Raw genomic sequence first — 22,276 nt, forward strand, 5'->3', positions numbered from 1 at the left:
AGGTAAGCGCCCGGGAGCAAGGCGCTTTTCGGAAACCGGCCCGTGGGTGCAAAAAAGCCCCGCTTTTCGGGCGGGGCTTTCCAGGTGCGGCCGGCGGCTCGCGTCTTCTAGGGTGCCTGACCCTCTTCGTAGAGCAGGTAGCCCTGGCGCTCCTTGCGGAAACGCTGCACCGAGGCTCCCCAGCGGGCACTCACCGCCGCGGCCGGGAGTCCCGCCAGGACCCCCTGGCGCAGCTCGGAGGAACCGGCCATGTCGTCGAACCCCGGGCGGAACAGCACCCGGCGTGCCGGTTCGGGGAGCGTCCCGTACAGGGCACTCAGCACCGCAACGCCTACTTGCACCGGGGTGACCCGGTGCGGGTCGCTGATCTCGATGCGCACCCCGCCCAACTCGCGGTTCTTGTACTTCGGGGCGCTCGATTTTCCCGGCTGGCTCACCGGGGTGAAGCGGACCGGCTCGAAGCGCAGCCCCGCCAGCTGCTCGGCATTGAGACGCTGCGCCAGCACCTGCGGGTCGAGTCCCGGCCACCCCACCACCTGGAAGGGGGCCTCGCTGCCGCGCCCCTCCGAGGCGCTGGTCCCCTCCAACAGCCCGATCCCGGGGTAGAGCAGCGCCGATTCGAAGCTCGCCAGGTTGGGTGAGGTCGCCACCCAGGTAAGCCCAGTGTCTGGCCAGCGCATCCAGCGCTGCCACCCCTGCATGCGCACCACGCTCACCTCGAGGTGCTCGAGCCCTGGCAGCATCGCCTCCCCCTTGATCATGAGCGCCAACTCGCCGACGGTCATGCCGTGGGCGATGGGGATCGGGTAGAGCGAGGTAAAGCTCGCCGGGAGCTCGCGGCGCACGAAACCGGCCACGTCGTCGCCCCCCAGGGGATTGGGGCGATCCAGGACCCAGAAGGGGATCCCCGCTTGGGCTGCGGCCTGCATGGCGAGCCCCATGGTGGAGATGTAGGTGTAAAAGCGGACCCCCACGTCCTGGATGTCGAACACCAGGAGGTCGATCCCCTTCAGGTCGGCCGGCTGCGGCTGCTTCACCGCACCGTAGAGGCTCTTCACCGGGATCCCGTGGATGCTGGAGTCATTCAGCTTGACGCCGTCCTCGGCGCTGCCGGTGAGGCCGTGTTCGGGGGTGAAGATCAGGGCCGGCTGCACACCCTGGCGGGCCAGGAGCTCGATGAGGTGCACCCCGCCCACCAGGGCGGATTGGTTGGTGATCAGGGCGAAATGTTTCCCCTTGAGGGGGGCGAAGCCGCTCTCGGCGAGGAGCTCGGCACCGGTTTTCACCACGGCGGCACCGGAACGGACGGGAGAGAGCAGGATGGCAAGGAACAACAGCAGGAACAGCATGATGCAACGTTGCACAGGTAACCGCCTTCGTTGGGGGTAAGAGTTTGTCAGCTTAACCGTTAAGGTACGCTGGATCAAGTATTTATTTGAACGAAAGATTGTATTTGTAGGCCAATTCATTGAGTAATTTTCCATTGTAAGACTGATTCCTACAGGGATTCTTTACTAAAGTTTTTCTGAGATATGACGATTAAGGTATACAAACTTCTAGGTAAGAACACTGACACGGTAAGTTCGCGAAAGAGGAAAACTGTGACAGCTTTCTAACTGACGTGGCTGTATTAGGGAAACGCCCTACCGTTGTCGGTTAATTCTGACTACGCAGCATCTATCGGGTATTTTTATCAAAGCTAAAGGGGGAAGCAGCATGAGAAAGATGATCGTGGCGTTGGCAGCACTGTGTCTGGTTCAAGCGGGGGTGGCGGGAGCCGAGGAGATCAAGGTCGGCGGCGGGGGGGCACCTCTGGATGGCGTAATGCGCCCGGTGAAGCCCTATTTCGAGAAGGCCTCCGGCATCACCGTCAACCTCAACTTCAGCAGCGCGACGCTCTCCTTCAAGCAGCTCATCGCCGGTGAACTGGATGCCTCGACGGCCGGCGTCGCCTATGCCGATCTCTTGGCGGCCATGAAGAGCGAGAAGCTGGAGGTTCCCGATCCAGCGGCCTTCCAGGCGACTACGCTCGGGGTGAGCAAGATCTTCACGGTAGTGCACAAGGACAACCCGGTCGGCAAGCTCTCCAAGGAGCAGCTGCTGGGTATCTTTACCGGCAAGATCGTGAACTGGAAAGAGGTCGGGGGAAGCGACGCGCCGATCATCGTGGTGCTCTCCAAGATCAACCCGGCGACCAACGCCGCCTACCGCAAACTCGCCCTGAGCGACCAGCCGTTTTTGGCCGACGTGCTCGATGCCGGCCGCTTCGAGGATGTGCGCGACAAGGTCGCTTCCACCCCCGAATCGATCGCCTTCGGCCCGACCAGCATGCTCGACGCCACCATCAAGGCCGTCGATACCCCGGAGTTTTCCCGCCCGGTGAACCTGATCACCAAGGGGAAACCGAGCGGCAAGCTGCAAAAGCTCATCGACTACATCCAGGGCGAGGGGAAGCAGTACCTCAAACTGTAGCCGCACCTGTTTCTGCTAAGGGGGGCTCGCGCCCCCCGACATCTTCGCCGTAACGGATACCTGGAGCACTCACGCAATGACGATAAAAACCAAACTCACCCTCAACGTAGTCATCGTCATCATGATCATCGCCGCGGTCGCGGTGACCAGCATCGTAGGCATGGGCTTTGTGAAGAGCCGCCTGCAGGATCTCACCCAGCGCAGCACCCCCTTCCAGATGCGCACCGTGGAATTCCAGCGCGCCATCCAGGGTGCCACGGCCGATCTCACCAAGGTCGCCGCCGCGAAAAACCGCAACGACTTCGCCTCGGCGAAGGGGGAGGCCGAGCGGGCGCTGGGCGAGGTGCAGGCCGGGCAGTCGGCGCTCAAGTCGCTCTCGGGTGACGCCCAGCTTGCCGCCCACGAGGACCTCTCGGCCATCGCCGGCGAGCTGTTCACCATCACCGACGGCAGGCTGAAGGCCGAGGAGGAGTCCCAGGCCGCGGCGCGCAGCATCTCGGACAAGCTCGCCGAGGCGAGTAACCGCCTGAAGGAGCTCGACAACCGGATCAAGGGGCTGCAGTCCGGCGCCTCGAGTTCCTACACCAGGTCGGTGGACGCCACCCGCGAGGTGTCGGCCCGGGTGCACAACGTCGAACAGTTGAAGCTCACCCTGAAGGACTTCCAGCTCGGTTTCTTCGAGGTGCTGAAGACCCAGAACAAGAAGGCGGTGCTGATCGCCCAGGGCAAGTGCAACTCGGCCCTGACCAAGGCCCAGCAAAACGACCTCTTGAAGGTATCCCCCACCCTGGCCGGCGACCTGAAGACCCTGAGCGTCAAGGTGCCGCTCTTCATCAAGGCCCAGACCCTGGTAGCCGGGCAGCAGGGGGCGGATACCACGCAGCGCGACGCCCTGGCCGCCGAGGTCACCGACCGGCTGAACGCAGTGGTCCTGACCGCGGAGCAGGAAGGGGCCATGGCCAGCGACAACCTCTCCAACGAGACCCGCAAGCAGACCGGTTACTTCGGCTCCAGCAACCTCGCCACCTCGATCATGGCGGAGAACTCGGAACTCTTGAGCCTGGGACTCAACGTGGAGGCGCTCGCCACCCGGGTCGCCACGGCGCGCTCGGTGAAGGACGTCGATCTCCTGGCGGGCGAGCTGACCCGCGTCTTCGCCCGCATCGAGGCCCTGCAGGGGGGGCTCGCCAAGTCGCTCTCCCGCCTGGGTGCCAAGCGCGAGATTGCCACCCTGGGCGGGGCCGGCAGCGCGCTTTCCAGCATCAAGGGGGTGCTCTTCGCCAAGGACGGCGTGCTCTTCAAGATGCGCAACCGCCTCGAGATGGAGGATAAGGCGCAGGCCGCCACAGCGAAGCTGCGCGAGGTGGTGCGCAAGCAGTCGGAGAGCGGCAAGAAGACGGTGAGCGCGGCACAGGGGGACCAGGAGAAGGCGATCGCCTCGGTAAACCGCATGGTGCACTACTCGACCGGCCTCATCGGCGCCATCAGCCTCGGTGCGGTCCTCTTCGGCATCCTGTTCGGGGCCTGGGTCTACCGCTCCATCTCGCGTCCCTTGAACCAGCTGATCCAGGTCTCCCAGTCGGTGGCCCGGGGCGACCTGGCCGTGGAGATCTCGGTGCACAACGCGGACGAGATCGGCAAGGTGCAGGGGGCCATGGCGGAGATGGTCCGCAACCTGCGCGAGATGGTCGGCAAGATCAAGGCGGCCACCGCCTCCCTGGCCCGTAACTCGCGCGAGCTCTCCGGAACTGCAGAGCTCCTGGAGCGCGGCTCGGAGGCGCAGACGGTCCGGGTGGACCAGTCGGCGAGTGCCATGACCGAGATGACCCAGACCACCGTCGAGGTGGCCCGGAACTCCTCCGACACCTCCGAGGCGGCCCAGAGCATGCGGCAGATCGCCGAGCAGGGGCAAAAGGCGATGCAGCACACGGTGCTCGAACTGGCCGAATTCGCCGAGACGGTCAAGGAGGCGGCCGCCAAGGTGGAGAGCCTGGGGCAGCAGTCCCAGGAGATCAGCAACGTGGTGACGCTCATCAACGACATCGCCGACCAGACCAACCTGCTCGCCTTGAACGCCGCCATCGAGGCGGCCCGGGCCGGAGAACAGGGGCGCGGCTTCGCCGTGGTGGCCGACAGCGTACGCAACCTGGCCGAGCGCACCACGGTGGCGACCAGCGAGATCTCCGAGACGGTGAAGACCATGCAGGGGTCGGTGGCCGCCTCCGTGCGCTTCATGCAGGACGAGCGCAGCTCGGTGGGACGGGTGCAGCTCGAGGTGGACGACACCCTGAAGGCGATCGGCGAGATCGTGAGCTACGTGGAGCGGGTCAGCGACATGGTGCAGCGTATCGCGGTGGCCGCCGAGGAGCAGTCCTCCACGAGCGTGCAGGTTGCGGACAACATGGACGGCATCGCCCAGGTGAACCACGAACTGAAGAGCTCCTGCGCCGACATCCAGCACTCCTCGAGCCAACTCTCGCAGCTGGCGGGAGAGTTGGACGGCATGGTGGGGTGGTTCAAGGTGTAGGTTTTTTCGGTTCAACCCGGCAGGCAAAAATAAGGCCCGGCAGCGCGTGAGCGTTCCGGGCCTTTTCGCGCGGGTGGCGGGATTCAGGCGAGGCAGAGGGCGGCGTAGATCCGGGCCGCCTCGAGCACCTCGGCGAAGGGGACCTGCTCCTCGGGGGTGTGGCAGACCTCGAGCGCCCCCGGGCCGAGGATGAGCGGCCGGCAGCCGGCGGCGTAGAAGAGGTTCCCGTCGGAGTGGGACCGGAAGGCGTCGAGCTTGAGCGGACGCCCGAGCCGCGGGTAGAGCTCCTTGAGGGCCTCGGCCAGGGCATTTTGGGTCCCCAGGTTGTAGCCGGCCGAGGCGAAGTCGAAGGCGACGCTCACCTCGAGCCCCGGGATGTAACGGTCGGCGCCGGCTATCAGGTCACGGATCGCCTTTTCCAGCGCTTCCGGCGCGCGCTCGGGGGGGAGGTGCAGGTCGATCCAGGCCTCGCAGCGGTCCGGAACCACGAACCCCTTCTGGGAGGAGCGCATCTCGCGGATCGAGTAGACGATCTCGGACTCCTCGCGCCGGAAGAGCGCGTCGTTACCCAGGTGCAAGAGCACCCGCAGCATCGACTCCACCGCGTTGTGCCCCAATTCCGGAAGCGAAGAGTGGCTCTTCACGCCGTGGGTCACGAAGCCCGCCTCGAGGTAGCCGTAGTGGGCGAAGCAGGCGGCAAGCCCGGTCGGCTCGCCGATTACCGCCCAAGGGGGGCGGCAGCTCTTAAGGAAGCGGGCGCTCCCGTCGCCGTTTTCCTCCTCGCCGATGGCAAAGAGCAGCCCCACCGACGGGCGCTCCGCCTCGGGGAGTGTCTCACTGAGCGCGAGCCAGCATTCGAGCATAGCGGCGCACCCCCCCTTCATGTCGGCGCTCCCCAGCCCGAAGACGGTTGGCCCCTCCTCGCGGGCCCCGAACTCCTCCAGGTCCCAGGCCGGGACCGTGTCCACGTGCCCCACCAGGAAAAGCCCCGGCTCTCCCTTCCCCATGGTGGCCACCAGGTTGTAGCGCTCCTCTTCAACCTCCTGGCGCCGGACGGTGAACCCCGCCCGGGTGAGCCGTTCCTCGAGGTAGAGCTGGATGTCCTCCTCCTTTCCGGAAGGGGAGTAGAGGTCCAGGAGCTCCAGGAAGCTCTGTTTGAGCCGCACCGGATCGACGGCGGCCAGTACCCGTTCAAGACGCTCGTTCATGGTTTTTTCACCGGTCTCTTCTTGTGCCTGCGCGACAGGTTGAGCGTCATGTAGACGTGCTCCTGGATGTTGTCGAAGCCGTGCTTCACGAAGAAGTTGATGGCCGGCTTGTTGTTGGCCGAGGTGTCGATGATCACCATGCGCACCCCCTGCTCCTTCATGCGGCGCACGATCTCCTTGAAGAGCCGCTCGCCCACCTGCAGTTTCTGGAGCTCCCGGCGCACCCCGAGCCAGACCAGGTAGCCGTACTTCCAGGGGCTGTTGTGCTTTTTCACCGTGGTCCCCAGCGCGAACCCGAGCAGACGCTCCCCCTGCTCGGCGACGATGCACAGCTCGTTGTCCGAGTTGAACAGGGTGGTGATCTCGTACTCGTCCCAGGTCCGGTACAGGCTCTGCGAGTACTCGGCAGTGAAGAGCTCCTCCCCGATGTGAAACACCTCGGAGAGGTCGTCGATGATCATCTCCCGGATGCGCAGTAGTTCCTCGCCATTGTGGTTGTTCTCTGACATGCCGCTCTCCCTTGGGGGGATTGAACCTGGGTTCATTATATCAGACTGGCACGGCTTAGGCAGGTAGACGGAGATCGGTGGCACCTCGCTTTTCCCTGGTGCTCAAGTCTCCGGAATTACATATGGTTCTTTGGGACAGGCTGCATGAGGATGCGTGCGGTGGACCAAAACGGTGCGGGATGTATCGTTTTTTTTCCAATGAAAGTCCAAACGGCATACCTGCAGCGTTAAGGATAGGTGGTAGAATTGCAGCGTCCCGCCGGGCCCCGCGCTCCCGGCGCTACTTTTCTCGCAAAGGCTGCCGCCATGTTCCGCTTCGCAAAGCTCCCCCTCATCGTCTGCTCTTTGGTGCTCCTTCTCGGGGTGGTGGGCCCGGCGTGCGCCGCCGATCCGCTCGAGCTCGAGGTGACCGGCGTGGAGGGGGAGGCGCTTAAGAACGTGCAGCAGGCTCTCGCGCTCCCCCCCGGGCTGGTGCGCGACGGCAAGGTGGACCGGCTCTGGCTGGACCGCTTCGCGGGGCGTGCCGCCGAGCAGGCCCGGCAGGCCCTGGAACCCTTCGGTTACTACCACGCCGTGGTCGGGGTCTCCGTCGAGGAGGACCGTGGGCGGGGGCGCTACCGGCTCCTGGTCCGGGTGGCGCCGGGGACGCCGGTACGGGTGAGCCAGGTGGAGGTGGGGGTCACCGGTCCCGGGGCCGGCACCTCGGAACTGGTCGGCCTCTCGCGCGCCTTTCCCCTCGCCAAGGGGGACATCCTCCTGCAACCGGAGTACGACCGGGCCAAGGGGGGGCTCAAGGCGACCGCGGTGTCGCTTGGCTACCTCGATGCCGATTTCACCCGCCACGAGATCCGCATCTCCCCGGGCGAGGTGGAGGCCCGCATCGCGCTTACCCTGGAGACCGGGCCGCGCTACTACTTCGATGGGGTCAGCATCGAGGGGGCTCAGGATTACCCCGAAGAGTACCTGCGCCGCTTCGTGACCTTCAAGGAAGGAGAGGTCTTCTCCAACGCGAAGCTTGCCGAGACCCAGCTCAACTTCACCAACTCCGAGCGTTTCAAACAGGTGGTGGTGAACCCGCAGAAGGAGCAGGCCCGGGATCACAAGGTGCCGGTCCAGGTGGTGCTCGCCCCCGCGCCCCGGCGCAGCATCCGTCCCGGCGTGGGGTACGGTACCGATACCGGGGCCCGCTTCACGGTCCGTTTCCGGGACCTGAACCTCTTCCACCTCGGGCACGACCTCGACCTCAACCTCTACGCCGCCCAGCGCCTGCAAGGCTTCGCCGGCCGCTACACCATCCCCAGCCCCCGCGACATCAAGACCTCCACGGTTTTCCAGCTGAACCTGCAGCAGGAGGACGTGGGGACCTACCAGAGCAAGCTCGTCGCGGTCGAGGTAGACCGCAACCGCAGTTTCAAACGGGGCGAGTTAGGGACCGCCTACGTCAAGGTGCAGGAGGAGCGCTTCACCATCGGCGCCCAGGACTCCACGTCGCGCCTGGTGCTCCCGGGCTTTCGCTTCTCGAAGGAGTACTTCGACAACCTGGTGCGGCCCCGCCGCGGCTACCGCTACATGGTCGACCTCAGGGGGGCGCACCCGGCACTCGGCTCGGACTCGGCCCTCGCCCAGGCGATCGTCGAGGGGAACGCGCTTCTGCCGCTCCCCTGGCGCCTTGCCCTGCAGCTACGCTCCCGGCTGGGGGGGACCCTGCTCGCCGACCCCCTGGGAGATGTCCCCCCCTCGATCCGTTTCTTCGCCGGCGGTGATGAGAGCGTGCGCGGCTACAGCTACCAGAGCCTGGGCCCCCGGGACGCCACCGGCCAGGTGGTGGGGGGACGGCACCTGATCTTCGCGAGCGCCGAGCTGCAGCGCTACCTCTTCGAAAACTGGGGGGTCTCCACCTTCTTCGACACCGGCAACGCCTTCAGCGACCTGAACCGGATCAAGCTCTACCAGGCCTTAGGGGTCGGGGTGCACTACTATACCCCGGTGGGGGGGCTGAACCTCTCCCTGGCCCATCCGCTGGACAGCGGCTGGACCCGCTACCGCATCGTGTTCACCGTGGGGTTCCAGCTATGAAGCGGCTCGCGCGCTACCTCGCCATCGCCGTGCCGCTCGCCGTGCTGCTCACGGTGCTGGCGCTGGCCGCCGGCTTCGCCTGGCTGGTCGGGACGAGCGATGGTGCCCGTTTTGCCCTTTCGACCGGGGCGGGCGCTGCCGGGTACCGGGTGAGTGCGGCGCGGGTGGAGGGGCGCCTGTGGGACCGGCTGCACCTTTCGGGAGTGACACTGGGAAAGCCCAGGCTTTCGGTCCGGGTACAGGATCTGGAACTCGTCTGGCACCCTCGGGAGCTCCTGGACTGGCGGCTTGCCGTGTCGCGGCTCGCCCTCTCCGGCGTCGTTATCCAGGACGACACCCCTTCCTCCACCAAGGCACCGGTGCTCTCCTGGCCCAGGCTCTCCGGGATGACCCGGCGCCTGAGCGGCCGCGTGGAGCACCTGGACGTTCGCCAGCTGAGCTACCGCAAGCAGGCCCAGGAAGCGGTGCAGGTGCAGCGGGCCGCCGCTTCACTCGAGTACCGCGAGGGGGAGTTGAGCGTCACGGGGCTCACCGCGCAGCTCCCCCAGGGGCGTGCCACCGGGGAGCTGGCGGCGGGGTTCTTCGCCCCGCGCCTCAAGGTCGACCTCGCCCTGGTGCCGCGCGCCGCGGTAAACGGCATGGACTCCTTTTCGCTGCAGGCGAGGCTTTCGGGGGGTAAGGCTCCCGAGCTCTTGGCCGGGACCCTTGCCGTGGCAGGGAAAAACCGCGGCCGGCAGCGCCTCGAGCTGACCGGCGGCCTCGCCATGACCCAGCACGCCTTCCTCCTGCGTGGTCTCAGGTTGGTGCGCCCCGGCGAGCGCGGCACCCTCGGAGGGCGGGGGAGCCTGACGCTCACCGCCGACGCCCCGCTGATCGCCCTCGACCTCACCGCCTGGGATCTCGACCTCAACGAGTTCCTGCACCGGCCGACCCGCCTTTCCGGAACGCTCTCCTTTACCGGCACGACCGAACGATACCGCGGCAGCTTTGACCTGAAAAATCAGGGGCCGGGCTGGCAGACGGCCGCCCTCGCCGCGCGCTACCAGGGGACCGCGACCGCCCTCAGCCTGAGCCGCATCGCGGGGCAGGCCCTGGACGGCACACTCTCGGGGACGCTCGACCTCGACTGGCGGAAGGCGTTCACGGTGCGCGGCCGGCTGGGGGGGCGGGGGCTCAACCCGGCGCGGCTTGCGACCACCTGGAACGGGCAGGTCAACCTGGACCTGACAGCTGACCTGGTCCTCCCGAAACAGGGTCAGCCCCGCGGCAGGGTGGAGGGGCGCCTTTTGGAGAGCCGGCTGCACGGGCAGGAGCTCCAGGGGGGACTGGCAGCGGCCTTTGCCGGCGAGCGCCTCCGGGTAGAGCGCCTGCAGCTTACCGGGCGCGGCTTCGATCTCAAAGGCTCGGGCGACCTGGACCAGCGCCTCGACCTCACTGCCCGGGTGAGCGACCTCTCGCGCCTGGTCCCGAACAGCGCCGGAAGCCTGAACGCCGACGCCTGGGTGCGCTGGCGCGACCGGCGCCTCTCCGGGAGTGCGACCGGAACGGGGGCCGGCCTCGTCGTTGCCGGTATCCGCGCCGCACAGCTGAGCTTCGCGGCGCGCCTGGGGGAGGCCCCTGCCTATCCCCTGCAGCTCGATGCCGCCCTCACCGGCGTGACGGCCGGCAGCTTCCGCGCCGAGAGCGCCCGGCTCGCCCTGGACGGCACCCTGGCGCAGCACTCGCTCGAGGCCCAGCTCGTGGGGCCGCTTGCATCGGCGCACCTCGCGCTTTCCGGGGGGTACCAGGCGGGCACCTGGAGCGGGACCCTCCGCGCGTTCTCGGGGCAGGACCGGGTCGGCCCCTGGCAGCTTGCCGCTCCGGCCCCGCTGACCGTGAGCGCCGAGCGGCTCTCGGTGGCGCAGCTGGTCGTGACCGGCCTGCCGCAGGAACGGCTGGAACTCTCGGGGGATCTGAGCCTGAAGGACTCCACCGGCACCCTGGCCGGCACCTTCAGCAGGCTCAACCTGGCGCGCGCCAATGTCTGGCTCTCGGGCAGCGAGCTCGCCGGTGTGAGCTCCGGAACCGTGAGCCTCACCCTCTTGCCGGGTGGCAAGGTTAAGGTTGCTGCCCGTGTCGAGGGCGCCGGCACCGTTACCGCCAACAAGCAGACCATCGGGATCGAGCGGCTGAACGCCTCGCTGGACGGCGGGAGCGCCGGGAGCCACGCCGTCCTCGACCTGGTGCTCTCCGGCGGCCTCGGTACGGCCTCCGCGGTCTTCGACTCGAAGGTCCCCGCCGCCCTGGCGCTTTCCGACCAAGGGGAGCTGAGCCTGCGCGTCTCCCAACTCGACCTGGCACTCCTCCGCCCGTTTCTCCCCCAGGGGGTACAGCTCACCGGGCGGCTCGCCGGACTGGCCAGCGGCAGGCTGAGGCCCGGTGGCAGGCTCGACCTGAAGGGGAACCTGGCCCTCTCCGACGGGCGCGGTTCCTGGATCAACGCAACCGATTCGCTGGCGGCCCAGCTGCAGAAGTTCGAGGTGAACTTCGCCTGGCGCGGCAGCAAGGGAGAGCCCGGGCACCTGCAGCTTGCCGGCGAGGCGGAGGCGAGCGGGGTCTACCAGTCCCAGGGGCGGCAGCTCGCCCTGGAGCGCCTGGGACTGCGCCTGGACGCCGACGACAGGGGGACCCGCGCCAGCGTGAACCTCGCCCTGGAAGGTGGGGCGGTCTTGCGGGGAAGCTTCTCCTTCACCTCACCCGCGACGCTCGCGCTCCCCGAGACCGGCGAGTTCGCCCTCGCCTGGGGCGGGATCAAGCCGGAGCTTCTGAAACCCTGGCTCCCCGGTTCCGTCAACCTGAGCGGGCTTCTGGGAGGCGAGGCGCGGGGCAGGCTCCTGCCCGGCCGGCGCCTGGAGCTCTCCGGCACGAGCGAATTCTCTTCTGGGGAGGCCGGCTGGCAGGGGAGCGGCACCCAGCTCACGGCTAAGCTCCGCTCGGCCTCGCTTCGCTTCGACTGGCGCGGCGAGAGCTTCACCGGGAGCCTCGATCTTGCGCTGGCACAGTACGGTTCGGCCCAGGGGCGCCTGGTGCTCCCGATCCCGGCCCGGCTCCCGGTGACCCCTAACCCCGCAGCCCCGGTCACCGGTTCCCTGAACGGTCGGGTCCGCGAACAGGGGGTGCTCACCTCGCTCTTCCCGGGACTTGTGCAGGAGAGCCATGGCGACCTCGAGGTTGCCCTCGCCCTGGCCGGCACCTGGGGAAGTCCGATCCTGACCGGCGGGGTGACCCTGGCGAACGCCGGTGCCTACCTCCCCAGCGCCGGTATCCAGGTCGAGGACCTGGGGTTCCAGGCGACGTTGGGGAGCGACGAGGTGCGCATCGAGGGGCTCAGGGCGAAATCGGGTGCGGGGCAGCTCGAGGGGAACGCGCTCTTCCGGCTCAAGGGGTGGCGGCTGGCGAGCTACAGCGTCGTCTTGAACGGCGAGCGCTTCCAGACGGTCTACCTTCCCGAGCTGCAGCTTCTCACCTCGCCGCACCTGCGCATCGAGGGGGAGGAGTCCCGGGTGACCATCCGCGGCGAGATTGCCGTGCCGGAAATGCTCATCTCCGGTCCCCCCACCCACTCCGCCGTGGGGACCAGTCCCGACGTGGTCCTCGAGGGAGCGCCTGAGGCGGCCCCGGGCAAGAAGTTCCCGCTCGAGGTGGACGGCCAGATCCGCCTCGTCCTGGGGAACAAGGTCCAGGTCAAGGCCGCTGGGATCGATGCCACCCTGGGAGGCGAGATGGAACTCGCCTTGGCCGGTATCGACCACATCACCAGCCGCGGCGAGATCCGAGTGGTCAAGGGGCGCTACCGGACCTACGGCATCGACCTCGACATCGTGCGCGGCCGGCTCTACTACGTGAACGACCCGGTGGAACGCCCCACCCTGGACATCCTGGCGCTGCGCACCGTGACGGATGTGAAGGCGGGGACCGAGGTGAAGGCGGGGGTGACGGTCGCCGGGACACTGGGGTCGCAGGTAGTGAAGCTGTACTCCGAGCCGGCTCTCCCCGAGGTGGACATTATGGCCTACATCGTCCTCGGGCATCCGCTGGGAAGCAGCAGCGCCGATCAGGCGATCCTGGTCGCCGGGGCGGCCAGTTCGCTTTTCTCGTTGGGCCAGTCCGAGTCCCTGCAGACGCAGATCCAGGACCGCCTGGGACTGAGCGTTTTGGGACTGCAGACGGTGGATCAGAGCACCACCGGGCGCATGGGGTACAAGGAGATCGCGATGACCCCGCCGGGGATGGCCCCCAGGGCGCAGACCTCAGAGTCGCTTCTCACCGTGGGAAAATACCTGACCCCTCGACTCTACCTGAGCTACGGCCGCTCGCTGGTCACTGGCGGCAACCTCTTCCAGCTGCGCTACGACATCTTCCGGCACTGGCAGATCGAAACCCAAAGTGGCAGCGAAAGCGGTGCCGATATCTATTACAAGCTGGAGTTCGACTGATCTTTGCGAGCAGGGACTGAAAGTGTGCGGGTAGTCCGTGACACTGAGGCAGCACCAACTACAGGGGCATCCTTGCCAAACAGTAAACACCCGTCATACTCTAAGTGACGGACCCTTACTTCCCGCAAACGATGTGAGAGGAGGATCGCCATGAAATGCCCGGTATGCAGGAACCAGTTACAGACCGCCACGAACCTTCATTCAGAGGGATTCACCGAGGGGATCACCGAATGCAGCGTCTGCGGTGCGGCCTGGTCGGTGAACCACGGTGTCACCGAGATCATCAAGGATCCGCAGCTCGAGTCGTTTTTGGAGGCGCAGACCGAGTGCGTCGAGGGAGACGACTACGGCCTGGAAGGACGCGACAAGTAGGTGATACCCACCCCATCCGGTACGACAAAAGCGCCCCCTGCCTCGCAAGAGAGAGGGGGCGCTTTTTTGTGTACGGACCAAGATGTCCTCTGCCCCCCTCTCGTCAGGGGGGCATCCGCCTCCCTCCTGATTGACACCCTGCCGCTTTGCGGGTAACCTGACCCGCCAGCTTAACGAGGTGATATTCATGACGACACTCAACCTGATCGGCTGCGGCGCAGTGGGACGCACCCTCGGGCGCCTCCTGCACGAGGCCCGGCTCTGCGAGGTCGGGGAGATCCTGACCCTCTCGCCTGAGAGCGGGGCCGCCGGGGCGCGCTTTATCGGCTCCGGTCGCCCGGTTACCGACTATGCAGACCTGCGTCCTGCCGAGCTCTACCTGGTCGCCGTCCCCGACGACGCGATCGCCGGGTGCGCGGAGCTCCTGGCCGCCTCGGGGAGGCTTCCCGAGGGGTGTGTGGTCTGCCACCTCAGCGGCGCGCTTGCCAGTTCGGTCCTTGCCCCGGTTGTTGCGGCAGGGGCCCGGATCGCCTCCCTGCACCCGGTAAAGAGTTTCGCCGATCCGCTGCGGGCCGCGGCGGAGTTTCCCGGGACCTGGTGTGCCGTGGAGGGTGATCCCGCGGCGCTGGAGTTGGTGGAGGCGCTGTTTCACGCCCTGGGTGCCCGGCTTTTCGCCATCGATCCCGCCTTCAAGACCGTCTACCATGCCGGGGCGGTGCTTGCCTGCAACTACCTGACCGTGCTGGTGGAACTTGGGCTGCGGGCCTTCGGCCGCGCCGGCGTGGAGCCAGAAGTGGCGCGGCAGGTGCTCGAACCGCTGGTCTCGGGGACGGTGGACAACATCTTCCGGATCGGGACGGCAGGGGCGCTTTCCGGCCCGATAGCCCGCGCCGACCTGGGGACGGTGACGCACCAGCTTGCCGCCCTGGAGAGCTGGGACCCTTCGGTAGCGGAACTCTACCGGCAGCTGGGGTTGGTCGCCGTGGAACTTGCCGGTGCCAAGGGGAGCGCGACCCCTGGGAGGCTTGCCGTACTCGGAGAACTGTTGCGGAACGAGGAAAAGGTGTAAGGCGGGGAAGGGGAGGGGGCTGCAGCGCTCCCCTTCCCGGAGAGCGCTGCAGCCTGAGCGTTTTTAGAAGCTTTCGAACTGGTCGTCCATCTCGCCCATGAGCAGGGTCGCTCCCTTGCTGCCGGAGTGGGTGAGCTTGGCGCCGGGGGCCGCGCTCTTCTTGACTACGGGCTTGGCGACGGTTTTTGCCGTCTTGCTGGCCCGGTTCCCCTTGCCCTGGCCGATGTCGAAGTACTCCACCGTCTCCTGGAGCTGTTCGGACTGGCTGGAGAGTTCCTCTGCGGTGGAGGACATCTCCTCGGCGGCCGCGGCGTTTTGCTGGATCACCTGGTCCAGTTGCTGGATCGCCTTGTTGATCTGTTCGGCGCCGCTGTCCTGTTCGCGGCAGGCCGCCGAGATCTCCTGTACCAGTTCCGCGGTACGCTGGATGTCCGGGAGCATCCGGGTCAGCATGTCGCCGGCCTGTTCGGCCACCTCGACGCTCGTTGAGGAGAGTTCGGAGATCTCCGCCGCCGCCTTCTGGCTCCGCTCGGCGAGCTTTCTCACCTCGCTTGCCACCACCGCGAACCCCTTGCCGTGTTCGCCGGCGCGGGCCGCCTCGATGGCCGCGTTGAGTGCCAGGAGGTTGGTCTGGCGCGCGATCTCCTCGATGATGGAGATCTTGCCGGCGATCTCCTTCATGGCGCTTACCGTCTGCAGGACGGCCTTTCCCCCTGCCTGGGCGTCCTGGGCCGACTTCACCGCGATCTTCTCGGTCTGCAGGGCGTTGTCCGCGTTCTGCCTGATGTTGGCGGACATCTCCTCCATGGCGGCGCTCGCCTCTTCCGCGGCGGCTGCCTGTTCGCTCGCCCCCTGGGAGAGCTCCTCGGACCCCGAGGACATCTGCTGGCTCCCCGCTGCCACGTTGTCGGCGGCCCCTTTCACGTCGCTTACTACCTCGAAAAGCTTGGTCACCATGGTGGAGAGCGAGCGCATCAGCTCGTCGTTGGCGGAACGCTCGGCCAACTGGACGGTAAGGTTGCCGCCGGCCACCTGCTTGGCGGCCTCGGTGATCTTTTCCGTGGACTCGATCAGCAGGTTCAGGTTGTTCTTGATCTCGTTGAAGTCGCCGCGGTACTCCTCGCGGATCTTGGGCGGCATGTCCCCCTTGGAGATCCGCTCCACGTACTCGGCGGCCACGTTCAGCGGGCCGATCACCGCGTCGAGGGTCTGGTTCACGCCGGAGATGATGGTCTGGAATTCACCCTGGTGGCGCGAGGCGTCGGCACGGGTGGCGAGCTTGCCGGCGACCGCCGCCTCGGAGAGCATGATGCCGTCCTTGATGAGCGCCTGCACCGCCAGGACCATCTGCTGCATGGCCCCCTGCAATACCCCGGTCTCGTCTTTGCGGGTGGCATCAAGCTCGACCTCCATGGTGCCGGCGGCGATCCGGTTCGCCGCGGTGACGCAGGCGTTGATCGGGCGGGTGATGATGCGGCTGATCAAAAGCCCCAGGCAGATGGCGAGCAGCACCCCGCCCAGAGCCACCCCGGTCATCAGGCGGGCGGCGGAGACCGCCAGGGCCTTGTTGGCATCGCCGGTCAGCTTGGCCTGCTTCACCTTGCTGTCCTGCAGCTTGTCGATGATCTCCTTCTCGTAGGTGGCCGCCTTCCTCCCTTCGCCGTTGATGAGCGCCATGGCCTCCTTGTCCTTGTTGGCCATCGCCAAGGGGACCACCCGGTCGATCACCGCCCCGTAGGCGGCACGGCTTTTCTTGAACTCCTCGAAGAGCTGGCGCCCCTCGTCGGAGAGGATGGTCTTCTCGAAGGTGGCCGCCTTCTCACCGACCTCCCCGCGCAGCTTCTTGATCGCCTCGAGGTGCTGGGTCTTCTCCTGGGGGTTGTTGGTCTCCACCATGGCACGCACGGTGATGCGCACCTGCTGGAACGCGACCGCCATGTCTCCCAGTTCCGCCAAGGGCAGGGTCACCCTCTGGTACATGGTGTCGCTGGCCTGTTCGATCTGGTTGATCTTGCTGATGCCGAACCATCCGATGAAACCTGCGATGAGTGCCACCGTCAGAAACCCTGACAGGAGCTTCACGCCAAGCTTCAGATTCAAAAACAAGTTCATCTCAATCCTCCCTTTTTCTCGTAGTGTTAAAAAGCGTCGCGCTTGCACGTTTGAAGTGGTCTGGTGCCAGGCTGTCCACAGATTCTGGTTACTGTGAGTGATATCGACAGGGAAACTGGGGATATTGAGAGTATTTCTCGGGGGTGAGCTTAATATAATTTTTGTCTGTGCTAATGCGGAGTGGCGGGTGGGAAAAACGAGAAGCGGAGAGTAGGTGTTTGCACCCATCCCCTGTCCGGCGTGAACCGGGGATGGGCGCCCTGTTAGAAGGAGCGGTTGCCCAACTGCTTGAGCTTGCGGTACATGGTGGCGCGCGAGATCCCCAGGCAGTGCGCCACGGCATTCATGTCGCCGCTGGTGCGCTTGAGGACCGCCGCGATGTGCTGTTCCTTTACCTCGCTCATGGTGAGCATCTGGTGACTGCCCCGCGCCTTGAGGGAGGGTTTGAGCCAGTTGAAGTGCTCCGGGCCCAGGGGGGCGCCCTGTGAGACGATGAGCCCCTGCTCGAGCGCGTTTTTAAGTTCCCGCAGGTTGCCGGGCCAGTGGTACCCCTTGAGCGTGGCGAGCGCCTCGTCGCTGATGGAGGCCTGCGGCCCGCGCAGTTCGTCCAGCAGGAAACGCACGATGTTAGGGAGTTCGCGCAGCCGCTCCCGTAAGGGGGGGATCCTGAGCACGCTGCCGCTTACGAAGTAGAGGAGGTCGGGGAGGAAGTAGCCGGCGCAGGCCAGCGCGTCGAGCTGGTGGTTCGTGCTGCAGATCAGCCGGAACGGAACACCCGGGCGAGCGGTGAGCGCCGCAAGGAGCTCGCCCTGCACGGCAAGGTCCAGGTCGCCGATCTCGTCGAGAAACAGGGTCCCGCCGGCCGCCTGCTCGAGGAGCCCCGGTTTAACCTGTCCGCCGGAGCGGGTGCCGAACAGTTCCGCCCGCACGAGTTTGCCGGGAAGCCCGGAGCAGTTCAAGGCGGCGAAGGGGCGGGTGGCGCGGAAACTCTTCTGGTGGATCCACTTGGCCAGGAGCCCCTTGCCGGTTCCGGTCTCGCCGGTGATCAGGACCGGGGAACTTCCGGCGGCCGCCTGCGTGGCCAGTTCCAGGCAGCGCCGGGCCGCCGGGCCGGTACCGAAAAAACGTTCCTCGACCCGTCTGGCCGGGACTTTCCCCGCACCGCGCGGCACCCTGCGGGCTTCGTCGGCCAAAAGCGCCTTGAGCGCATCGCTCAGCGCCTCGAGGTCTACCGGTTTCCCCAGCACGTTGTCGGCGCCGCAGCGCACCGCGTCGACGGCAACCTCGATCTCCTCGCTGCCGGTGAGGACGACGATAGGGAGATACGGGTCGTAGACCCGCACCGCCCTGATGAAGCCGGAAGCCTTGCCGCAGGCGCGGGAAACTCCCAGGACGACCGCGTCGAAGCGCCGCGCCAGGACGTCTTCCTCGGCGTTTGCCAGGTTGCTGGACACACTCACCGCGAAGCCGAGTTCGGAGAGGGATCTGACGATGCCGAGGCGATTGGAGGTGTCATCTTCGATCAGCAGGATTTTTTGCTTCATGGTGCTCTCCACGTGCCGGTCTCGCCTGAATGTCGCTGGCGCCTGGCCGCTGATTCTGACTATCTGGTGCGCTTGTCAAGCTAAAGTGTAACGGGTATTTCCTTATAGGCTAGGGGGAAAACTAGGAGATGCGGTATACACTTTGTTTTGTTTTAAAACCTGCGGTGCTTCAACTCTTTAAACCCGCTTTGGGTGCTGAAACTACCTACTCAGGCCGCTTAAATTCCGAGTCTGGATTAGCTCCTTTTTGGAGTTTCGTCAGCCGCTTCTGTATGGTCAGTCAGTGAAAGCGCCGTCTCCTTTTTCAGTTCGGGTTTTGGAGCCGATCACTTGAGCACTCATGATAAATGAGATAGACTCTGGCGACCCTGTTCTGCCGTACCGGTACTCCCCGGGTCCGGGACTGTGCCATCGGAATCCCTGAAAACCGTGCCGGGGAGCGGGGTTCTGCTTGACGGCCCGCCGCCCTTCACTGTATGGTGTAAACAAATTTTATGTTTGGTTATATCAAACAGGAGGCGCGTCATGAAGATACTGGCAATCGACCCGGGCTCCACCTCGACCAAGATCGGGGTGCTCCACGAAGGGCGGACCCTGAAGGCGAACCTGGAGCACCCCAGGGCTGAGATCGATCGCTTCGTGAGGGTCGGCGACCAGTTTGCCTTCCGCCTGGAATGCATCGACAGGTACCTGGAGAGCCAGGGGCTTTCCGAGGTGGCGTTTGATGCCGTGGTTGGGCGCGGCGGGTTGTTACGGCCGGTCGAGGGGGGTGTCTACCTGGTGAACGACGCCCTGGCCCACGACCTGAGCGTCGGGGTCAGTGGGGAACATGCCGCGAACCTGGGTGGTATACTAGCGCGCAGCGTCGCCCAGCGCACCGGCGCACCGGCCTTCGTGGTCGACCCGCCGGTCTTGGACGAGCTCTGGCCGGTGGCCCGGGTCTCGGGACTCTCCGGGATCGAGCGGCGCAGCATGTTCCACGCGCTGAACCAGAAGGCGGCGGCCCGCGACGTGGCCCAGGAGCTCGGGCGCCCCTACCAGGAGATCAACCTGATCGTGGTGCACATGGGGGGCGGCATTACCGCCGGCGCCCACTGCAAGGGGCGGGTGGTGGACGTGAACAACGGCCTGAACGGCGACGGCCCCCTGGCCCCCGAGCGGACCGGCGGCCTCCCGGTGGTCGGCGTGCTGGAGCTTCTGGAACGCGGGGTGTACACGATCCCCGAATTGAAGGCGCTCATCGCCCGCAAGGGTGGCATCTACTCCTACCTGGGGACCGTGGACCTGCGTGAGGTGGAAAACCGGATGGCCGGGGGGGATGCCGAGGCGCGACTCATCTTCGACGCCCTGGTCTACCAGATCGCCAAGGAAGTCGGGGGGCTCGCGGCGGCCCTGGACGGGGCGGTGGACGGCATCGTCCTGACCGGCGGGCTCGCCCACAGTAAGGAGCTGGTTGCCGCGCTCTCCGCCAAGGTAGGTTTCATCGCGCCGCTTTTCCTGCGTCCCGGCGAGTTCGAGCTCGAGGCGCTCATCGGAGGGGCTCTGAGGGTGCTGACCCGGCTGGAAGAGCCGCGGGTCTACCCGGGGAGGGAGGCATGAAGATCGGTCGCCACCTGAAGGAGCTGCTGGAGATCAAGGGGGTCTCGCTGGAGAGCGTGGCGCAGGCGCTCACCTGGAACCGCGGCACCCTGGAGAGCGTCCTCGCGGACGAACTGGCCCCCTCCATCTCGGAACTGCTCCGGTTGGCCACCCTGTTAGGCGTCGGGATCTCGCGGCTGCTCTACGGTCAGGACCAGGTGGAGCAGAAGGCGCTCAAGACCAGCAAGAACGAGCGGGTCGGGGTGACCCGGCGCGACTTCCTGCACTACGAGAGCCTGGCGCCCGCCTTTGCCGGAAGGCACCTCGAGCCCTTCATCGTGGACATCTTCCAGGAGAAGAGCCAGGAGCTCGACGTAAGCCGGCACCCCGGCGAGGAGTTCCTCTTCGTGTTGGAAGGGGAGCTCGAGGTGACCGTGGGGGAGACCGCCTACCGCCTGGAGCCCGGCGACTCCTTCTACTTCGACTCGGTGCTGCCGCACACCCTGAAGGCGATCACCCCGCAGGCGCGCATGGTGGCGGTCATCTACAAGAGCGAGTCGATGCTGCACCTCACCCAGGGGCGCGGTATGAAGAGCCTCATCGAGGCGGCCCAGCTCTTGCCCCGGCAGAACGTGGTCCTGGTCTGCCCCGACCCGGTGTCGCTCTCCGCGGTGAACAAGGGGATCGAGGAGGGGGTCATCGAGCGCGCCTTCCTGGTGGGGAGCGTCGAGCGCACCCGCAGCAAGTGCTCAAACGAGCTCCTCTACCTGAAACGCTACGAGTACCTGGATGTCGAGGTGCCGGCCGAACGCTACGAGGAGGAGGCGGCCCGCGCGGGGGTCGCCCTGATCCGCGAGGGGAAGGGTGACATGCTCATGAAGGGGAGCATCAACACGGCCCCCTTCATAAAGGCTGTCCTGAACCGGGAGCGCGGCATCGGCACCGGGCGCCGGCTCTCCATCGTGAGCATCTTCGAGCTCCCCGGCGTGGAACGGCTGGTGTTTCTCACCGATCCCGGGATTAACCCCGAGCTCTTCTTGCACGACGATCCCGCCTCGGGGGTGGACATCATCGAGAACGCGGTCGACGTGGCACGCTCCCTCGGGGTGGAACGCCCCAAGGTGGCGCTTTTGGAGGCGAACGAGGTCCCCTCGGCGAAGATACCGACCACGCTCATGGAGCGCATCCTCTCGGAGCGGGACTGGGAGCTCGCCGACGTGTACGGGCCGCTCTCCTACGACCTCGCCCTCTACCCGCAGGCGGTCGCCAAGAAGGGGATCGTCGGGAACCCGGTGGCGGGGCAGGCCGACATCCTGGTGGTGCCGCACATCTCGGGGGGGAACTTCCTGTACAAGAGCTGGGTGTTCACCATGGGGGCCGAGGTGGCCAACGTGGTCCTGGGGGCCAAGGCCCCCATCATCCTCACCTCGCGCAGCGATTCGGACTTGACCAAGTTCCTGACCATCAGCGCGAGCGCCCTTTACAGTCACTTCCTGAGCCGGGGCGCGGGGCAGGCGAGCGCCGGCGCCGAGCTGGCGTCGGCACCCTAGGAGGCAGGCGATGTCGGGAGCGACCCTCATCGTCGGGCACCGCGGCTCCTCGCAGGAGGCCCCGGAAAACACCCTGGCCTCCTTCCGGCTCGCCTTCGCCGAAGGGGCCGACGGCATCGAGACCGACTTCCGGCTCTCGAAAGACGGCGAGATCGTCTGCCTGCACGACGAGCGGACCGCCCGGACTGCCGACGCCGATCTCGTGGTGGCCGACTCCTCCTTCGGCGCGTTGCGCCGCCTGGACGCCGGCAGCTGGAAAGGGGAGCGCTGGCGCGGCGAGCGGATCCCGAGCCTTGCCGAGGTCCTGGGGATACTTCCCGAGGGGAAGCGCTGCTTCCTCGAGCTTAAGTGCGGACCCGAGATCCTCCCGAGGCTCGAGGAATCCCTTTTGGGTAGTGCGGTTCCTGCCGAGAAGGTTAGGATCCTCGCCTTCAGCGCCGAACTGATTTCCGCTGTGAAGGAGCGCCTCCCGGGCTACCGGGCCTGCTGGCTCACCGATTACCGCTTTCGGGGGAGCTGGCAGCCAAACCCGCGCCAGGTGCTCGAGACCCTGAGAAGCTGCCGGGCCGACGGGCTGGCGAGCCGCGAACGGAGCGTTTTGGACCGGGAGTTCGTGACCGAGCTCAGGCGCGAGGGGCACGAGATCCACGTCTGGACCGTGGACCGCGCCCGGCCGGCGCGCCGGCTTGTAGAGCTCGGGGTGGATTCCATCATGACCAACCGGCCGGGGTGGCTGCGCCAGGCACTGGCCCGTTAGGGCGCGCCGGCTCCCCCGGCAAACCTC

Annotated in this window: 14 protein-coding genes; 9 read left to right on the forward strand and 5 right to left on the reverse strand. The window is 66.3% G+C overall.

Annotation, left to right across the window (positions count from 1 at the left end):
- Nucleotides 1-107: 107 nt before the first annotated feature.
- On the reverse strand, nt 108-1,364 hold the full coding sequence (locus tag H7688_RS20380) for an exo-beta-N-acetylmuramidase NamZ family protein (RefSeq protein WP_246329906.1): 1,257 nt from the start codon (nt 1,362-1,364) through the stop codon (nt 108-110).
- 352 nt (nt 1,365-1,716) lie between these two features.
- On the opposite strand from H7688_RS20380, the gene H7688_RS20385 reads away from it, so the two are divergent.
- Together H7688_RS20385 and H7688_RS20390 are read left to right on the forward strand one after the other, a co-directional pair.
- Nucleotides 1,717-2,472 (forward strand): substrate-binding domain-containing protein, encoded by a 756-nt coding sequence (locus H7688_RS20385; protein WP_183363105.1) that lies wholly within the window; start codon nt 1,717-1,719, stop codon nt 2,470-2,472.
- Nucleotides 2,473-2,548: 76 nt separating this feature from the next.
- Nucleotides 2,549-4,999 (forward strand): methyl-accepting chemotaxis protein, encoded by a 2,451-nt coding sequence (locus tag H7688_RS20390; RefSeq protein ID WP_183363107.1) that lies wholly within the window; start codon nt 2,549-2,551, stop codon nt 4,997-4,999.
- A gap of 83 nt (nt 5,000-5,082) precedes the next feature.
- Here H7688_RS20390 and H7688_RS20395 read toward each other — a convergent pair whose 3' ends face one another.
- Both H7688_RS20395 and H7688_RS20400 read right to left on the reverse strand, forming a co-directional pair.
- Nucleotides 5,083-6,207, reverse strand: a complete 1,125-nt coding sequence (locus H7688_RS20395; protein WP_183363109.1) for a M20 family metallopeptidase — start codon at nt 6,205-6,207, stop codon at nt 5,083-5,085.
- The gene (locus tag H7688_RS20400) at nt 6,204-6,716 is read right to left on the reverse strand and encodes a GNAT family N-acetyltransferase (protein ID WP_183363111.1); all 513 of its coding nucleotides are present in this window, start codon (nt 6,714-6,716) and stop codon (nt 6,204-6,206) included. The genes H7688_RS20395 and H7688_RS20400 overlap by 4 nt, the downstream gene beginning before the upstream one ends.
- Before the next feature lie 306 nt (nt 6,717-7,022).
- On the opposite strand from H7688_RS20400, the gene H7688_RS20405 reads away from it, so the two are divergent.
- The 4 genes from H7688_RS20405 (at nt 7,023) to H7688_RS20420 (ending at nt 14,708) form a co-directional block, all read left to right on the forward strand.
- The gene (locus H7688_RS20405; protein ID WP_183363113.1) at nt 7,023-8,792 is read left to right on the forward strand and encodes an autotransporter assembly complex protein TamA; all 1,770 of its coding nucleotides are present in this window, start codon (nt 7,023-7,025) and stop codon (nt 8,790-8,792) included.
- Complete coding sequence (locus H7688_RS20410; protein ID WP_183363115.1) at nt 8,789-13,267, forward strand: translocation/assembly module TamB domain-containing protein; 4,479 nt, start codon at nt 8,789-8,791, stop codon at nt 13,265-13,267. Before H7688_RS20405 ends, H7688_RS20410 begins: the two co-directional genes overlap by 4 nt.
- Before the next feature lie 150 nt (nt 13,268-13,417).
- Nucleotides 13,418-13,639, forward strand: coding sequence for a hypothetical protein (locus H7688_RS20415; RefSeq protein WP_183363117.1), 222 nt, complete (start codon nt 13,418-13,420; stop codon nt 13,637-13,639).
- Between the two features lie 187 nt (nt 13,640-13,826).
- Nucleotides 13,827-14,708 (forward strand): Rossmann-like and DUF2520 domain-containing protein, encoded by an 882-nt coding sequence (locus H7688_RS20420; protein WP_183363119.1) that lies wholly within the window; start codon nt 13,827-13,829, stop codon nt 14,706-14,708.
- Between the two features lie 63 nt (nt 14,709-14,771).
- Here H7688_RS20420 and H7688_RS20425 read toward each other — a convergent pair whose 3' ends face one another.
- Both H7688_RS20425 and H7688_RS20430 read right to left on the reverse strand, forming a co-directional pair.
- A complete protein-coding gene (locus H7688_RS20425) occupies nt 14,772-16,820 on the reverse strand; it encodes a methyl-accepting chemotaxis protein (RefSeq protein WP_183363121.1) in 2,049 nt (682 codons plus the stop codon).
- Nucleotides 16,821-17,083: 263 nt separating this feature from the next.
- Entirely contained in the window at nt 17,084-18,364 is a 1,281-nt protein-coding gene (locus H7688_RS20430) for a sigma-54-dependent transcriptional regulator (RefSeq protein WP_183363123.1), read from the reverse strand.
- 525 nt (nt 18,365-18,889) lie between these two features.
- Between H7688_RS20430 and buk the strand changes: the two genes are divergently transcribed.
- The 3 genes from buk to H7688_RS20445 are packed head-to-tail and all read left to right on the forward strand — an operon-like array spanning nt 18,890 to nt 22,249.
- Complete coding sequence (gene buk / locus H7688_RS20435; RefSeq protein WP_183363125.1) at nt 18,890-19,963, forward strand: butyrate kinase; 1,074 nt, start codon at nt 18,890-18,892, stop codon at nt 19,961-19,963.
- On the forward strand, nt 19,960-21,492 hold the full coding sequence (locus tag H7688_RS20440; protein WP_183363127.1) for a phosphate acyltransferase: 1,533 nt from the start codon (nt 19,960-19,962) through the stop codon (nt 21,490-21,492). The genes buk and H7688_RS20440 overlap by 4 nt, the downstream gene beginning before the upstream one ends.
- Nucleotides 21,493-21,502: 10 nt before the next feature.
- Entirely contained in the window at nt 21,503-22,249 is a 747-nt protein-coding gene (locus tag H7688_RS20445; RefSeq protein WP_183363129.1) for a glycerophosphodiester phosphodiesterase, read from the forward strand.
- The last annotated feature ends 27 nt before the right edge of the window (nt 22,250-22,276 follow it).

This window comes from Geomonas limicola (assembly GCF_014193675.1).
Classification (GTDB): domain Bacteria; phylum Desulfobacterota; class Desulfuromonadia; order Geobacterales; family Geobacteraceae; genus Geomonas; species Geomonas limicola.

Coding starts and splice junctions, on each gene's coding strand:
- H7688_RS20440 (WP_183363127.1), top strand. CDS start 19,960: ATGAAGATCGGTCGCCACCTGAAGGAGCTGCTGGAGATCAAGGGGGTC.
- buk (WP_183363125.1), top strand. CDS start 18,890: ATGAAGATACTGGCAATCGACCCGGGCTCCACCTCGACCAAGATCGGG.
- H7688_RS20395 (WP_183363109.1), bottom strand. CDS start 6,207: ATGAACGAGCGTCTTGAACGGGTACTGGCCGCCGTCGATCCGGTGCGG.
- H7688_RS20400 (WP_183363111.1), bottom strand. CDS start 6,716: ATGTCAGAGAACAACCACAATGGCGAGGAACTACTGCGCATCCGGGAG.
- H7688_RS20420 (WP_183363119.1), top strand. CDS start 13,827: ATGACGACACTCAACCTGATCGGCTGCGGCGCAGTGGGACGCACCCTC.
- H7688_RS20390 (WP_183363107.1), top strand. CDS start 2,549: ATGACGATAAAAACCAAACTCACCCTCAACGTAGTCATCGTCATCATG.
- H7688_RS20445 (WP_183363129.1), top strand. CDS start 21,503: ATGTCGGGAGCGACCCTCATCGTCGGGCACCGCGGCTCCTCGCAGGAG.
- H7688_RS20415 (WP_183363117.1), top strand. CDS start 13,418: ATGAAATGCCCGGTATGCAGGAACCAGTTACAGACCGCCACGAACCTT.
- H7688_RS20405 (WP_183363113.1), top strand. CDS start 7,023: ATGTTCCGCTTCGCAAAGCTCCCCCTCATCGTCTGCTCTTTGGTGCTC.
- H7688_RS20425 (WP_183363121.1), bottom strand. CDS start 16,820: ATGAACTTGTTTTTGAATCTGAAGCTTGGCGTGAAGCTCCTGTCAGGG.
- H7688_RS20410 (WP_183363115.1), top strand. CDS start 8,789: ATGAAGCGGCTCGCGCGCTACCTCGCCATCGCCGTGCCGCTCGCCGTG.
- H7688_RS20430 (WP_183363123.1), bottom strand. CDS start 18,364: ATGAAGCAAAAAATCCTGCTGATCGAAGATGACACCTCCAATCGCCTC.
- H7688_RS20385 (WP_183363105.1), top strand. CDS start 1,717: ATGAGAAAGATGATCGTGGCGTTGGCAGCACTGTGTCTGGTTCAAGCG.